Origin of the sequence: Thalassospira sp. MCCC 1A02898 (assembly GCF_001618185.1) — a bacterium.
Lineage (GTDB): Bacteria > Pseudomonadota > Alphaproteobacteria > Rhodospirillales > Thalassospiraceae > Thalassospira > Thalassospira tepidiphila.
The window spans coordinates 628,555-643,084 of the sequence record NZ_LPXK01000011.1; the positions used below are offsets into that span (position 1 = coordinate 628,555).

A 14,530-nucleotide genomic window follows, 5' to 3' on the forward strand; every position below is an offset into this window, starting at 1 on the left:
TTGATGAGTGACGAAAAGCTGGTGCTTGCCCTGCCAAAGGGGCGCATTCTTGACGAGGTGATGCCACTGGTACGATCCGCAGGGATCGAACCGGAAGCGGCATTTGATGACCCGAAATCCCGTGCGCTTCGTTTCGCCACCAACCATCCGCATATCGATATCATCCGTGTGCGCAGCTTTGATGTTGCAACCTTTGTCGCCTTTGGCGCGGCCCATATCGGTGTCTGCGGCAATGACGTCCTGATGGAATTTGACTATCCGGATATCTATGCGCCGCTGGATCTTAATATCGGGCATTGCCGGATCGCCGTTGCCGAACCGGAAGAAATGATCGAAGGCGATGATCCGTCACGCTGGTCGCATGTCCGGGTCGCGACCAAATATCCCAACATCACCCGTACGCATTTTGCCAAACGGGGCGTGCAGGCTGAATGCATCAAGCTGAACGGCGCGATGGAACTGGCACCAACACTTGGTCTGTGCCGCCGTATCGTCGACCTTGTCTCGACCGGCAACACGCTTAAGGCCAATGGCCTGCGTGAAATCGAACATGTTGCCGATGTGACGTCGCGCCTGATCGTCAACCGTGCTGCGCTGAAAACCCGCCCGACCGATATCCAGCCCTGGATCGACCGTTTCTCCGAGGTGCTCAATGCCGCTTAAGCTTTCGATTACTGACGCCAGCTTCGAAGAAGATTTCGTCAAGCTTCTGGGCATGAAACGCGAATCGGATGCCGATGTTGATGCGGCTGTTGCCGATATTATCGCCGATGTCCGCAATCGCGGTGACGAAGCCGTTTGTGACTACACCAACCGCTTTGATCGCCTTGGTATCGACGCATCCGGCATGGCGGTGAGCGCGGCCGAGGTCGATGAAGCGGTTGCCGACATTGACGCAGACCTTCTCAAATCGCTGGAATTGGCGGCAAAGCGCATTCGTGCCTACCACGAAAAGCAGATGCCGGCCGATGAACGCTATACCGATGAAAGCGGTGTTGAGCTTGGCTGGCGCTGGCGCGCGGTGTCAGCAGCCGGGCTTTATGTTCCCGGCGGTCTGGCATCTTATCCTTCATCGGTTCTGATGAATGCCATTCCGGCCAAGGTTGCCGGTGTGGAGCGCCTTGTCATGGTGGTGCCGACCCCGGACAATAAAATGAACCCGCTGGTTCTGGCTGCAGCCCGAATTGCTGGCGTTGACGAGATTTACCGCATTGGCGGGGCGCAGGCGATTGCAGCCCTTGCCTATGGCACCGAAACGATTGCGCCTGTCGACAAGATCGTCGGTCCGGGCAATGCGTTTGTTGCCGCGGCCAAACGCCGTGTCTTTGGTCAGGTCGGCATTGATATGATTGCCGGGCCGTCGGAAATTCTGGTGGTCGCCGATGGCAGCAATGACCCAAGCTGGGTGGCAGCAGACTTGCTGTCGCAGGCCGAACATGACCCGGTCGCGCAATCGATCCTGATCACTGACGACGCGGAATTTGCCGATCACGTGCAGGTCGCAATCGATAAGCATCTTGAAAAACTGCCGCGTGCAGAAATCGCCGGGGCAAGCTGGCGCGACTTTGGTGCAATTGTTTTGGTCGAAAATCTGTCGCAGGCTCCGGCCCTTGTGGATCGGATCGCACCGGAACATCTTGAATTGGCGGTCGACGACCCGGACGGACTGGCAGAAGACATTCACCATGCCGGTGCGATTTTCCTGGGCCGTTATACCCCTGAGGCCATCGGCGATTATGTTGCTGGCCCGAACCATGTCCTGCCGACGGCCCGCTCGGCGCGTTTCTCGTCCGGCCTTGGGGTTTTGGACTTCATCAAGCGTTCGTCGCTGATTAAGTGCACGCCCGAAAGTCTGGCAAAAATCGGCCCGGCGGCAATCGCCCTTGCAGAAAGCGAAGGTCTGCAGGCACATGGACTTTCGGTAGCGATCCGTTCAAACCAGATGTAAGCTGTTGCAATGCAGCGTGTGAAGGGACCGGAGCGAGAGAGCCATGGCAGAAAACCAGTGTATTGCCGGTATCTATCTTGACGAGAAATACAAGGTAAGACGCCGTCCTGAGGTCGAGCATGAGCAGGCGGTGGCGATCTATGACCTTCTGGAAGAAAACCATTTCGAACCGGCTGGCGGTTTCGAAGGTCCGTATTCGGTGCATATGCGCATCGAGGAAAACCGCATCTATATGGATGTGCGCGGCGACGATGATACCGAGAACCTGACGACCATTCCCGTGCCGCTGTCGCCGTTCCGCCGGATCGTCAAAGACTATTTCATGATCTGCGAAAGCTATTACGACGCCATCAAAAAGGCCAGTGCCGCCCAGATCGAAACCATCGATATGGCCAGACGTGGTCTTCACAACGAAGGCTCCGAACAATTGCGAGAGCTTCTGGCCGACAAGGTGACGATCGATGAAAATACCGCGCGTCGCCTGTTTACGTTGATTTGTGTCCTTCACATCCGGGGTTAAGGCACGGTGGCAGAAGAACTCCCCGGCTCGGTTCTTTTTGCCTGCAGCTATAATGCCGTGCGTTCGGTGATGGCTGCTGCCTTGATGCGTCACTATCACGGAACCCGCATCTATGTTGAAAGTTGCGGGGTGCGTGCCGGTGAGCTCGATGGCTTTGCCGTTGCCGTGATGGAGGAAATCGGTCTTGATATTTCCTCATACAATTCCAAAACCTTTGATCAGCTTGAAGACGGCTTCTTTGATCTGATCATCACGATGTCACCCGAGGCCCAGCACCGTGCGGTCGAAATGACCCGCACCATGGCGTGTGACGTGGAATTCTGGAATACCTTTGATGCGACAATCGTCGAAGGGTCGCGTGAAATCCGCCTTGAGGCCTACCGACAGGTGCGCGACCAGATCAAGAAACGCATCCTTGATCGCTTCCCTGTCGGTCCTGCGCCCACCATGTAATTGCGTGGCTCAGTCCGCGTTGCTGAGGGCTGCGAACGCAGCACCATCAAGCACGTAGATCTTCTCATCCTCGGCATGGCGCATACCAAGCTTTTCGTAAAACCGTTGGCCGATCATGTTTTCCGCATCGACCGACAACCGGATATAGGATTTCCCGTGTGCACGGGCATGTTTGGCGACCGCAGCCACCAGACGTTTGGCAAAGCCGCCACCACGATGGCTTGGCGCGACATAAAGATCCTGAATATAAAGTCCGGGACGTCCGCGAAATGTTGAATAGCTTGGGAAAAACAGGCACATGGCCACCGGCGTTTCATCGGCAATCGCAATCAGTGCGTCAAACGCACGGTCTTTGCCAAAGCCATCCCGCGCCAGATCTTCGGGCGTGCTTGCGATTTTATCTGCACATCCTGTTGCCTTGCCGATTTCGCAAATCATGGCATGGAGTGCCGGTGCGTCATCGCGTTCTGCAAGGCGTATTTCAATGGTATGAGGATTGGTCATGCGGAGGCTTTCATGAAAGGCCGGAAAGATAGCCGCATCTTAGGGCGCATACCGGCATTCGAAAAGGGCTGAGCCGGTTCTTTTCGCGCAATCCTTATTCCGCCCAGTTTGGCAGCACAGATACGTCGCCATTCGTTTAACGCAGTGCTGTAACGCCACGCCTGACACGTGAAAGGACTTGACCTTTTGCCCGGTTCAGAGCAGTTTGCCGCCCACCGGTATTTTGATATTGCAATACGAAAGCTAGGAGTCACATGGCTAAAGAAGACGTTATCGAGTTTCAGGGCACTGTCGTTGAACTTCTGCCCAATGCGATGTTTCGCGTGAAGCTGGACAATGACCACGAAATCCTTGCCCACACCTCGGGCAAAATGCGCAAGAACCGTATCCGCGTTCTCGCAGGTGACCGTGTCAGCGTCGAAATGACCCCTTATGACCTGACCAAAGGTCGTATTACCTTCCGTTTCAAGTAATCTGAAACCACGACCAAGCGCAAATTGACCTTGTCTGGCGGGGCGTTTACCCTTGCCGTCAGGGTGCATTTTGCTGCCTGCATCGAAATGTGAGCATTCGTCACATTTTTGGTCGGAATGGTCTGGGACGGATATCCGGGAGCCACATCTTGTCGAAACTGATATTGGCATCTGCATCGCCGCGCCGTCTTGAGCTGCTTGCGCAGATCGGAATTGTGCCAGATCAGGTCGTTCCCGCAGATATCGATGAAACACCCATGCGCGATGAAAGTCCGCGTCGGCTGGCGCTGCGCCTTGCCGAGGAAAAGGCGCGTTTTGTTGCCAAATCCAATGGCGGGGCCTTTGTGCTTGCAGCGGATACGGTTGTTGCCTGTGGCAGGCGTGCCCTGGGCAAGGCCGAAGACGCCGCCGAGGCACGCAAGTTTCTTGAACTGCTTTCCGGGCGTCGCCATCGTGTTTATGGTGGCATGTGTGTAATTGCACCGGACGGGACCGAACGATCGCGCGTGATCGAGACACAGGTAAAATTCCGAACCCTTGGTTCCGATGACCTGAAGCGCTATCTTGCCCATGACGAATGGCAGGGCAAGGCGGGGGCATACGCCATTCAGGGCTTTGCCGCGACCTTTGTGAAGGCGATCTCGGGATCGTATTCCAACGTTGTCGGGCTGTCGCTGTGCGAGGTGGACGGTCTTTTGCGCGGTCTTGGCTATCACCCCAAAGAGGTTTGATCATGGCAGTTGGCGGCACCCATAACTCCCGCCTGCTGATTGATGCCGTTGCGCTTGAGCGCAGGGTGGCCCTGATCGAAAATGACCGCCTGACCCGTTTGTGGATTGATCGCGGCGGTTCCGCAAGATTTGATATCCATCTTGGCCGTGTTTCCAAAATGATGCCCGAAATGGCCGCCGCCATGGTGGCGCTCGATGGGCTGCCTGACGGGCTTTTGCCGTTTGATCGCTACAACGGCCCGTTGCATGAAGGGCAGTGGGTTCTGGTGCAGATCTCCCGCCTTGGTTTTGACGACAAGGGGGTGAAGCTTACCGGCCGGATCGCGATTGAAGGTGTTGGCATGATCCTGCGACCGGGGGCCAACCATATTGAATTGCCGCGCAAGCTTAAGGACGGGGACCGGCGTACCGAACTGCATGAATTGCTAAGCTCTCTTCAGGCCGGTCAGGACGGCATCATGCTGCGTTCCGTCGCACTCGACTGGGCGCGTGATGCCATTACTGCCGAATACAAACTTCTGAAATCACAATTGCAAAAAGCCGAAAAGGCCCTGTCCGAGGCATCGAAGCCGCAACTGGTCAGCAAGGCGCAATCAGAAACCGATCAGGTGATCGAACGGCATCTGATGGCGGGTGGGCAATGCGTTGTCGATGGTACAAACGAATTCGTGCGGTTGCGTGGCTTGCTGACGATGCTTGGCAAGTCGGATGACAATCTTGCGCGTCATGTCGGCAGTCGACTGCTGTTAAATGGTCAGGATATCGAAGAAGAAATTGCCGCTGCTTTGGTGCCGCGCGTTGAACTGGACGGCGGAGGCTGGATTTCGATTGACCCGGCAACCGCGCTTTGTGCCATTGATGTCAATGGCGCCGGGGCAGATGCCGGGCGTGATAGCGAAAGCCGCGCGGTCGAAGTCAACCTTCGGGCGGCATCCGAAATCGTGCATCAAATCCGCCTGCGCAACATCGGTGGTCTTGTGGTGATTGATCCGCTTCGCATGAAATCACGGTCAGGGCGCGACAAGTTCGATACCGCAATCCGTGATGCCTTTGGCAGCGAGCTTGATGGTGCGGTTCAGATCGGTGGCTTTACGCGATTGGGACTTTATGAATTCAGTCGCCAGCGGGCGGGCGAATCGCTTCGTGCCATGCTGTTTGCCAAACAGGAACGCGCCCCTCTTTTGCGTGATGCTGCACTCAATGCCGTTGTGCGCGCCGTTGTTGCCGAGAGCCGAAACGGGGTAGCGGGGATGGTTAAACTATCCGTAGCCCCAAGTGTGGCGAAGGCACTTGCGGATCAGGCGGATGCGATCCAGATCCTGACAAATGCATTTGGGGGTGCGCCGAAAATTGTCGCGGACCCGACCCTTGAAGACGATGCCTATCGGTTGGAGAAAAACCACCATGAATGAAAAAAAGATAACGAAAACAGCCAGCTCCGACTGCGTGGTTTGCGGCAAACCGGCTGATGAAAAATACACGCCGTTTTGCTCCAAACGCTGTGCGGATCTCGACCTTGGCAAATGGATGAATGAAAGCTACGCCATCCCCGCCGCCGAGCCGCCCGAGTATCTCGAAGACCTTGAAGATGAAGAAGAATTTTAATCCGACGCGTGATCGCAAAAAAAATGCGATTTGAGGCTGGACAAGCCCCAAAGGAGTTTGTATAACCCCGCTCGTTCCGCAGGGAACACTCCGGAAACGGAGACGAAAGTCGGATTTGCCCAGGTAGCTCAGTTGGTAGAGCAGTGGACTGAAAATCCGCGTGTCGGTGGTTCGAGTCCGCCCCTGGGCACCATCTTTCGGTAGCCAAAAAAGCCCGGCCTTCTGGCCGGGTTTTTTGTTTTTCATCTCATTTTCCGGTCGATTTAATTCGGAATGGGCAGGTCAAAGCCGACCTTTTCGCCATTGATCGCATTGCCGATGCCCAGAATGTTTCCCTGTTGGGTCAGCTGGAATTTCCCAGCAGCGTAGCTGTCATCCTGGCAAATCAGTTCCCACCAGCCATGAGCAGGGGCCAGTCGATCATCGCGGACAAATTTGCCAAGGCAAGTCTGCGCGCCATAAACATCAAACATCCCGCCAAAGGCATTGGCCCGAACCCAGGTGTCATAGCGCGAAAACGGCCCGATGCGCGACCAGTTCAAATTGATTTTGACCATCGTATTGGTGCTGTAGGGCACGGTCGATGCCGATTGTTTGGTCTGCCATGCGTCATAGCTGATTTCAGGGGCGGTTGCGGTGGTTGTTGTTTTGCAGCCACCGATCAGCATGGCAATCCCGATGATCAGGGCGGTCTTGAAAGTGTGGCTACGGCTAAGCATCTTCGCCCTCTGGCAGATTGAATTTGAACAGACTGTAACTGACAAAACGCAATTCGCAAACGGTGCGAAACTGTTATCAATATATGACGGTGCAACCATTCAGAATCGCCCTTGCATCAACGACTTGATGGGGCCTGTGTCAGGGGTGAATGCGCAAGGTATGTGCAAGCAATCTGTATCAAATGAACCTGATTGCCCCTATTTGTTTTCAAATGAAAACAGAGGGTTGTGCAAAATGCTGATCGGTCTTTTAAGGCTTGATTTTGCGGGCGTTTCTGCCTTTTGTTGCGAAAATCTTACATTCCGCTACCATCATTCCCGCTTCTTGTTTCAACCCGCTGAAACATAAAATTGGTTACTACTTGGTGGCGGAACAGCGCGACGTCGCGCTGTGACAATAACTCGCTTAGGGGAACCAGATGGCCGAGAAGCAGATCGAGATCGAACTCAAACTTCGCATCGATCCGAAACATGTCGCGCGTCTTAAAAACGCGCCGGTCCTGCGCGAGGTCAAGGAAGGTCGTCGTCTGGTGACCACGCACCTTGTCTCCATCTATCACGACACGCCGAAACTCTCGCTGGCTGAAAAGGGCCTGGCGGTTCGTCTGCGCAAGAAGGGCGCGACTGGTTGGGAGCAGACCATCAAGGCGACCAACGGCCTGCGGGAGGCGCTTCCCGAACGCAATGAATGGACGGTCGAGCTTGAAGAAGGTGTTCTTGATCTTGACCGGTTTACCGACAAGGACGTCAAAAAGCTTCTGAAGAAGTTTGTGAAGAAAAAGAAGATCGACCGCATTTTCGAAAGCGACCTTAAACGCGGGGCGGTGGACCTGACCTATCGTGATGCGGTGATTGAGCTTGCCATTGATCAGGGTGTTGTCCGATCTGGCGCGAAGGAAGTGCCGATCTCCGAGGTTGAGTTCGAGCTCAAGGAAGGCCATCCGGCAGCCCTGTTTGACCTTGCACTTGAGCTGCAACGCACCGTACCGCTGTTACTGAGCATGCGCTCCAAGGCGTCGCGCGGACGCGACCTGTATCTTGGCAATGGGCCGGGTGCCTATCGTGCCGCCGCAGTACAGCTTACCCCGGATATGTCGGCGGAAACCGCGTTTCGTGCCGTGATCGCGCAGGGGCTTCGCATGATCCTGAGTAACGAAGTCTGTGTGCGTCAGGACCTTGATATCGAAGGGTGCCATCAGATGCGGGTTGGCATGCGCCGCCTGCGCGTTGCCCTGAACCTGTTTAAGAAAAACCTGCCTGCGGGCGAGGCCGTGTTGCTGCGCCGATTGTTGAAGCTGTGCAGCAAGGGGCTTGATGGCCTGCGCGATTGGGATGTGTTCCTGACCGAGACGCTTCCGATGATCGAGGACCGCTTCCCGGATCACGCTGGTGTGGCGGAGCTGCGCAAGGCCGCCGAAAAGCAACGCGAAGCAGCCCTTGCCAACGCACGGCATATGCTCGATCAACCGGAATACGGGCAGTTGCTTTTGCTGCTTGGCGCGTGGGCAAGCTATTCGCGTTGGGCATCAGGTGCAACTGCCGCGCAAATGAAGGCGATGGCCGCACCTGTGTCGGAAATGGCCGAACCGCTTCTGGAGCAAGCCTATAAACGGGTCACCAAACGCGGTGATCACGTTGCGGGTCTGACAACGCCACAACTTCATGCGCTTCGTCTTGATGTCAAACAGATGCGCTATGGGACGGAGTTCTTTGGGGCCATTTACGGTTCGAAAAAGGTCAAGAAGTTCCGGACCAAATTGACGACGATGCAGGAAATCCTCGGCCAGCTTCAGGACGCCGCCGTTGCAGAGGCGCGCTTGATGGCACTCGCACCGCAGCTTTCAAAGGACGGGATGATTGCAGTCGGTCTGATATCGGGCTGGTTCGGCGCACGTGCCGATCATCGTCTTGAGGGGATCGAAGACGCCATGCACGATTTTATCGATCAGAAGATATTTTGGAAATGAGGTTTCCCGGATTATTCCTTGATTGGGAATTCTTCGAGAATGTGTTTCGGTTGGTTATCCGCCCGATACTGGCATTATTCTTTACGTTTGAAGCGCCTGTGGCTCCTGACGATCAGATTGTAAGTCGGGCCACGCAGTTGAATATTGCAGAGGCATCCGGCAGAACAGTGACGTCTGTGAGCGAAATTGAACGCACAGGCATCTATAAGGACGCCGAGTTTGCCCAAAAATGGATACTGGATAATGGATGGGGGTATGTCCGTATCGGGTTCTGGGATGCAGGTATTCCAGCAGGGGCGGAACGCCTTGCTGTTTCAAGGAAGAACTTTGAAAGAAATACTGCAGTTCTGATTAAGCATAAAAAGCTTGTGAAGAAAGTTTCTCATCCAAATGGTGCCGAAGGAATGGTTGCCTTTGGCGACGGTGTAAACCACCAGCGCTGCTCCTTTGGCTTGGCTGTATTAGACCTTGATGGGTATCAAGGTTTCGACACGTTGATTGATACTGCGATATGCTCCGACGGCCCGTTAAAGCCAAACAGCGTTGAAAACCTGATCTGGTATCTAAAAATGGAACCGTGATCGGAGCATGCTCACGCAGCAGCCTGTTTCATATCCTGATAGGCGCTTAGAGCCCGCTCACGGCCTTCTTTCAGCCCAATTAAGGGTTCGGGGTAGGTCTTGCCCAGCGTCACGTCAGCGGCCTTGAGGATAAGCGGAGAGGCCTCCCAAGGTTTGTGGATATATTGTTCGGGCATGTCGCGCAGTTCCGGGACCCATTGACGGACATAGTCGCCCTTGGGATCAAACTTTTCGCCCTGAAGCACCGGATTGAAAATGCGGAAATAGGGGGCGGCATCGGCCCCGCAGCCGCCGATCCATTGCCATGAAAACGGGTTGTTGGCCGGGCAGGCATCAACCAGCGTGTCGTCAAACCACGCCAAGCCATCGCGCCAATGGATCAAAAGGTGCTTTACCAGGATCGAACCCACAATCATCCGAACCCGGTTATGCATATAGCCCGTATGCCAAAGTTCGCGCATGCCGGCATCGACAATCGGAAAGCCAGTCTGGCCCTTTTGCCAGGCGCGAAGGCCTTTTGTATCCTCTGACCACGGGAAATGCTTGAACTGGCCCTGAAGCGGGACAGATCGCAGATCGGTTGCATGATACAGGATGTGATGGGCGAATTCCCGCCAGCCAAGCTCGGCGATGAATTTCGAGGCGGTCTTGCCCTTGCCCGGATTGGCATCGGAATAGTGGTTGGCGGCATGCCAGACCTGATAGGGGCTGATTTCGCCAAAGCGCAAATGCGGCGAGAGTTCCGACGTTACCCGGCGGTCGGGGCGATCGCGCAGATCAGCATAATCTGTAAGACGATCGTCAATAAAGTCAAACAGCTGGTCTTTCGCGCCCTGTTCGCCGGGGGTGAAACGTTCCTCAAGGCCGCCGGCCCAATTCACTGGCTTTGGCGACAGGTCAAAGTCGGTAATGTTGATTTGTCCATCAACCTCGCCCTTGAATAACGCAAGGCTTTCTGGGGCGGACTTTGGTTCGCGCGGGGCGGGGAGCTTCTGACAGGCGCGCCAGAACGGGCTATAGACCTTGAAATCGGTGCCTGACCCGGTTTTGACGTCCCACGGTTCAAACAAAAGATTGGCCTTGTGGCTTTCGCAGGTCAGGCCGTGGCCCTGAAGGGCAGCCTTGATATCTGTATCGCGCTTGGTCGACGGCTTGTCATAAAGCCGGTTCCAAAACACCGCCTTGACCGGTTTGTCATCGGCAAGGGTTTCCAGAACGGTTTTTGCATTCCCTTTAAACAGGCGAAGGGCGCGATCAGACTTTGTGTCGCCAAGACCGGCGATATCGCGGTTTAGCGCCGTCAGGCTTTTTTCAAGCCACCATTTCGTCGCGCCACCCAACTGATGTGAAATCACGTCATCCAGAATAAAAACCGGAAGGACAGCACCGTCATTTTCCTTGGCCCATTTGACGGTTGCCAAAAGGGCCGGATTGTCCGCCAGTCGCAGGTCGTTTCGAAACCACATCACGGCGATCGGGCGTTCGGTCATCTGTCTTCCTGCGTTTTTTGATGCATTTCGGGGGGATTGTAAGCCGGAGGGGAGAGAGCGTCACGACTGTGACAGCATCTAGAGGGAAGTCGTGCCGCTCTCTCTGGCTCGGGGTACATCAAGACTTACGTCTGATGGTTCTGACCAGTTCACTGAAACTTTCCGAAAGCACATCTTTTTTCCATCCGGCGAAACCAAGCACAAGACCACGCACGGGTTCCGGCCCACTTTTTGACCGGGGATCGTGGAAATACGAAGACAATGCACGACAATCAAGGTCCGCCTTTACCAAGGCTTCCTGCATTTCTATGTCGTCCTGATCGCCGATCAAACGGGCGCAAAGATGTAATCCCCCGTCCGAAGGCATCACCGACAGAATATCGGATGCATCCGCCGTGATCAGGTTTTTAAGGTGCGAACGCCGTTCGCCATAGCGCAGGCGCATTTTTCGGACGTGGCTGCCAAAATGCCCCTCGGCGAAAAAGGCACCAAGGGCGGCCTGTGTTGTCGGTGCCGGAACGCCATCGGCAAAACCGCGAATACCGCGAAAGGCCGGAACCAGTGCCGGTGGCAACACAAGGTAGCCAAGCCGGATGCCGGGGAACAGTACGCGTGAAAACGTGCCGACATAAATCACCCGATTGTCGGTATCCAAGCCCTGCAGGGATGACAGCGGCGGCCCGTCATAGCGATACTCGCTGTCATAGTCATCTTCGACAATCCAGGCATCATTATCCTGCGCCCACTGCAAAAGGGCGAGCCGCCGGGCAAGCGAAAGCGTTGTGCCCAACGGATAGTTCCGCGATGGCGTGGTGACCACAATCCGGGCCGGGGAGGGCGTTTGCGCAAGGCCTTCGATGTCGAGCCCATCCTCATCAACCGTAATCGGTTGAACCACAGCGCCACTTGCCGCCAGCACGCCCCGAATGCCCTCATACCCCGGATCCTCGGTCGCGATAATATCACCGGGATCGACAAGGGCACGTGCGGCAAGGTCAAGCGCCTGCTGCGCGCCCGAAACAATCATCACCTGATCGGCATTGCAATTCACCCCGCGCGATTGCCGAAGCCATTTGGCAATTTCAGAACGCAGCAGCGGCAATCCAAGCGGATCATCAGGGATGGTCAGATCAATATCAGGCGCCCGCCACGACCGGCGCAACAATCGCGCCCAAAGATCGAAGGGAAAACCGTCAAGATCGGGTGTCGTCGGGTTAAACGGGCGGGCAATGCGAAAGCGCGGAAAGCGTCGCTGATAGGTCAGCATGCGCGTGGCACTTTGACTAAGCCGCATCGGGCGATCATTTGCGGCCTCGGATGCCTTGCCGGGACTGGGGTCGCCTGTTTGCATATCCCGGTCAGGCAGGGTGCTGGCGACAAAGCTTCCGGCGCCGACCCGGGTTTCAAGATAGCCTTCCGAGGTCAGCAGATCGAAACTGGTCACCACCGTGTTGCGCGAAATACCAAGTGATTTGGCCAAATCCCGACTGGCCGGAAGGCGTTCGCCCGGATGCAACCGGCCATCCAGAATGGCCGATCTGATCCCGTGATACAGACGGCGATAGGCGGTGGTGCCGCCATCATCGGCGGTATTGTCCGACTGGCTTGGATAAATCCAGCTGTAATCACTGCGCACCATCGCGACCCCGGTGAAAATTGGCTCTGTCACTTTTATTATAATGGACCTTTTGAAAAGTCCAATTTGATCCATGATCGGGCCAAATTCGACGCCTGATTTTTTGACAAAAAGGTTCCGCCATGTCCGATCAATACGAAATCCATCCCCACACCAAAGTTGTCCGGGGCCCCAATCGCGCCAGTTATGACCGCGATCAGGTGCATGGCATTATTGATGATGCGCTGATTTGTCATGTCGGAACCGTGGTCAATGGGCGCCCCGCCATGATCCCGACCGCCCATTGGCGGGTGGGGGAGCGGATCTACATCCATGGCGCGTCAAAGAACCGCATTCTGGCCGCGATCGCAGACGGGGCAGAAGCCTGTCTGTGCATCACGCATCTTGATGGTCTGGTGATGGCGCGTTCGGCGTTTCACCATTCGGCCAATTACCGGTCGGTCGTTATTTACGGCAAAGGAACGGTGGTGAGTGAAGACGCCGAAAAGATGGAACATTCCCGGCTGTTTACCGAAAAACTCGAACCGGGGCGGTGGGAACACATCCGTCATCCCAACAAACAGGAACTCAAGGCGACCATGTTCCTGGGCTTTGATCTGGACCAGGTTTCGGCAAAGGTCCGTGCCGGCGACCCGGTCGATGACGACGAAGACTACGACTGGTCTGTCTGGGCCGGTGTCCTGCCCTGTACAACGACCTGGGGTGCGCCAGTGGACGATGCGCGCATCAAGCCCGGGTTCGAGGGCAAAGGGTATCAACGCAGTTGAACGCAAAACAGGCTGGCAGATGTGCCAGCCTGTTTCTTTTGGTCTTTAAGGGATGCCCTTTGCCGATCAGTCGGCCATGGCAGCGGCAATTTTCGCACCAAGGCGGGCATTGTTGCGCACAAGGGCGATGTTGGCTTCAAGGCTTTTGCCCTTGGTCAACTCGGTCACGCGGGCCAGAAGGAACGGGGTCACATCGCGCCCCTGAATGCCTTTTTCCTTGGCCTCGATCAGGGCATCTTCAATTGCCCCTTCGATGGCTTCGCGGGCCAATGCCTTGTCGGCTTCTGGTGGGTTGCCAATGACGGCGCCACCTTCAAGGCCGAATTCCCATTTAGAATTCAGGAAAGCTGCAAGTTCTTCGGGGGTATCAAGGCGCAGCGGCGCCTTCTGACCGCTTTCGACCGAATAGAATGCCGGGAATTCATCGGTGCCATAGGCAATAACCGGCACGCCAAGCGTTTCAAGATGTTCTAGCGTTTTGGGGATATCAAGGATCGCCTTGGCCCCGGCGCAGACAACCGCAACACTGGTTTTGCCAAGTTCGGTCAAATCGGCCGACACATCGAAATTACCGGCAAGATCACGATGCACCCCGCCAATACCGCCGGTGGCAAAGACGCGAATGCCGGCCTTTTCTGCCAGGATCATGGTTGCCGATACGGTGGTGGCGCCGTCACGTTTCTTGGCAAGGCAATAGGGGATATCACGGCGCGACAGTTTAAGAATGTCGGTCCCCTTGGCGAAATATTCCAGTTCCTCGGGTGAAAGCCCGATTTTGCAACGACCGCCAATCACGGCGATGGTGGCCGGGATCGCACCGTTATCACGCACGTCCTGTTCAACCGCACGCGCGGTTTCCAGGTTCTGCGGATAGGGCATGCCATGGGAAATGATGGTTGATTCAAGGGCAACAACAGGCTTGCCTGCGGCAAAGGCCTCTGCGACCTCGGGGGCGATATCAATATAGTCCGACATTCCGATATGCTCATATCTGGTTTAAAGTTTTAAAGGCCAGAATTAAACAGATCGGCCTTTGAAATCCAGCGCAAAGCAGGGTGTTTTGCGAATGGCTGCTGTGCGTGACGGAATCCGTCGATGCCATCGCGGCATGGCACCTGTGTCAGGCACTGCATTGT

Annotated in this window: 16 protein-coding genes and 1 tRNA gene; 12 read left to right on the top strand and 5 right to left on the bottom strand. The window is 55.6% G+C overall.

The genetic code is table 11. From position 1 onward, the window contains the following. Positions 1-3: 3 nt before the first annotated feature. The 4 genes from hisG to AUQ41_RS13845 are packed head-to-tail and all read left to right on the top strand — an operon-like array spanning position 4 to position 2,921. Positions 4-663: an ATP phosphoribosyltransferase gene (gene hisG, locus AUQ41_RS13830; protein WP_008891763.1), complete on the top strand. Its 660-nt coding sequence runs from the start codon at positions 4-6 to the stop codon at positions 661-663. Next, complete coding sequence (gene hisD / locus AUQ41_RS13835; RefSeq protein WP_063088908.1) at positions 653-1,948, top strand: histidinol dehydrogenase; 1,296 nt, start codon at positions 653-655, stop codon at positions 1,946-1,948. The genes hisG and hisD overlap by 11 nt, the downstream gene beginning before the upstream one ends. Before the next feature lie 43 nt (positions 1,949-1,991). Next, entirely contained in the window at positions 1,992-2,468 is a 477-nt protein-coding gene (locus AUQ41_RS13840) for a UPF0262 family protein (protein WP_008891761.1), read from the top strand. Positions 2,469-2,474: 6 nt separating this feature from the next. Then, a complete protein-coding gene (locus tag AUQ41_RS13845) occupies positions 2,475-2,921 on the top strand; it encodes an arsenate reductase ArsC (protein WP_008891760.1) in 447 nt (148 codons plus the stop codon). Between the two features lie 9 nt (positions 2,922-2,930). On the opposite strand, the gene AUQ41_RS13850 is transcribed toward AUQ41_RS13845, so the two are convergent. Beyond that, entirely contained in the window at positions 2,931-3,425 is a 495-nt protein-coding gene (locus tag AUQ41_RS13850) for a GNAT family N-acetyltransferase (RefSeq protein WP_063088909.1), read from the bottom strand. A 254-nt stretch (positions 3,426-3,679) separates the two neighbouring features. Here AUQ41_RS13850 and infA point away from each other — a divergent pair, with 254 nt between their 5' ends. The 5 genes from infA (at position 3,680) to AUQ41_RS13875 (ending at position 6,427) form a co-directional block, all read left to right on the top strand. Then, positions 3,680-3,898: a translation initiation factor IF-1 gene (infA, locus tag AUQ41_RS13855; RefSeq protein ID WP_007092059.1), complete on the top strand. Its 219-nt coding sequence runs from the start codon at positions 3,680-3,682 to the stop codon at positions 3,896-3,898. A gap of 149 nt (positions 3,899-4,047) precedes the next feature. After that, positions 4,048-4,629 (top strand): nucleoside triphosphate pyrophosphatase, encoded by a 582-nt coding sequence (locus tag AUQ41_RS13860; protein ID WP_063088910.1) that lies wholly within the window; start codon positions 4,048-4,050, stop codon positions 4,627-4,629. A gap of 2 nt (positions 4,630-4,631) precedes the next feature. Beyond that, complete coding sequence (locus AUQ41_RS13865; RefSeq protein WP_063088911.1) at positions 4,632-6,041, top strand: ribonuclease E/G; 1,410 nt, start codon at positions 4,632-4,634, stop codon at positions 6,039-6,041. Then, positions 6,034-6,234 carry a DNA gyrase inhibitor YacG gene (locus tag AUQ41_RS13870; protein ID WP_008891756.1) on the top strand — a complete coding sequence of 67 codons (201 nt, stop codon included), beginning with the start codon at positions 6,034-6,036 and terminating at the stop codon, positions 6,232-6,234. Before AUQ41_RS13865 ends, AUQ41_RS13870 begins: the two co-directional genes overlap by 8 nt. A gap of 117 nt (positions 6,235-6,351) precedes the next feature. Further along, positions 6,352-6,427: transfer RNA gene (locus tag AUQ41_RS13875), tRNA-Phe, on the top strand. A 70-nt stretch (positions 6,428-6,497) separates the two neighbouring features. Here AUQ41_RS13875 and AUQ41_RS13880 read toward each other — a convergent pair. Beyond that, entirely contained in the window at positions 6,498-6,953 is a 456-nt protein-coding gene (locus AUQ41_RS13880; RefSeq protein WP_063088912.1) for a hypothetical protein, read from the bottom strand. Positions 6,954-7,372: 419 nt separating this feature from the next. On the opposite strand from AUQ41_RS13880, the gene AUQ41_RS13885 reads away from it, so the two are divergent. Next, on the top strand, positions 7,373-8,920 hold the full coding sequence (locus AUQ41_RS13885; protein WP_063088913.1) for a CYTH and CHAD domain-containing protein: 1,548 nt from the start codon (positions 7,373-7,375) through the stop codon (positions 8,918-8,920). After that, entirely contained in the window at positions 8,917-9,501 is a 585-nt protein-coding gene (locus AUQ41_RS13890; protein WP_063088914.1) for a hypothetical protein, read from the top strand. Before AUQ41_RS13885 ends, AUQ41_RS13890 begins: the two co-directional genes overlap by 4 nt. 11 nt (positions 9,502-9,512) lie before the next feature. Here the strand turns inward: AUQ41_RS13890 and AUQ41_RS13895 are convergent, their stop codons facing one another. Further along, positions 9,513-10,991 (bottom strand): deoxyribodipyrimidine photo-lyase, encoded by a 1,479-nt coding sequence (locus tag AUQ41_RS13895; RefSeq protein ID WP_063088915.1) that lies wholly within the window; start codon positions 10,989-10,991, stop codon positions 9,513-9,515. A 118-nt stretch (positions 10,992-11,109) separates the two neighbouring features. Continuing rightward, a complete protein-coding gene (locus tag AUQ41_RS13900) occupies positions 11,110-12,660 on the bottom strand; it encodes a PLP-dependent aminotransferase family protein (RefSeq protein WP_232308397.1) in 1,551 nt (516 codons plus the stop codon). An 89-nt stretch (positions 12,661-12,749) separates the two neighbouring features. Here AUQ41_RS13900 and AUQ41_RS13905 point away from each other — a divergent pair, with 89 nt between their 5' ends. After that, positions 12,750-13,394: a pyridoxamine 5'-phosphate oxidase family protein gene (locus AUQ41_RS13905; protein WP_063088917.1), complete on the top strand. Its 645-nt coding sequence runs from the start codon at positions 12,750-12,752 to the stop codon at positions 13,392-13,394. 66 nt (positions 13,395-13,460) lie between these two features. On the opposite strand, the gene AUQ41_RS13910 is transcribed toward AUQ41_RS13905, so the two are convergent. After that, a complete protein-coding gene (locus tag AUQ41_RS13910; protein ID WP_063088918.1) occupies positions 13,461-14,369 on the bottom strand; it encodes a pseudouridine-5'-phosphate glycosidase in 909 nt (302 codons plus the stop codon). Positions 14,370-14,530 lie beyond the last annotated feature (161 nt).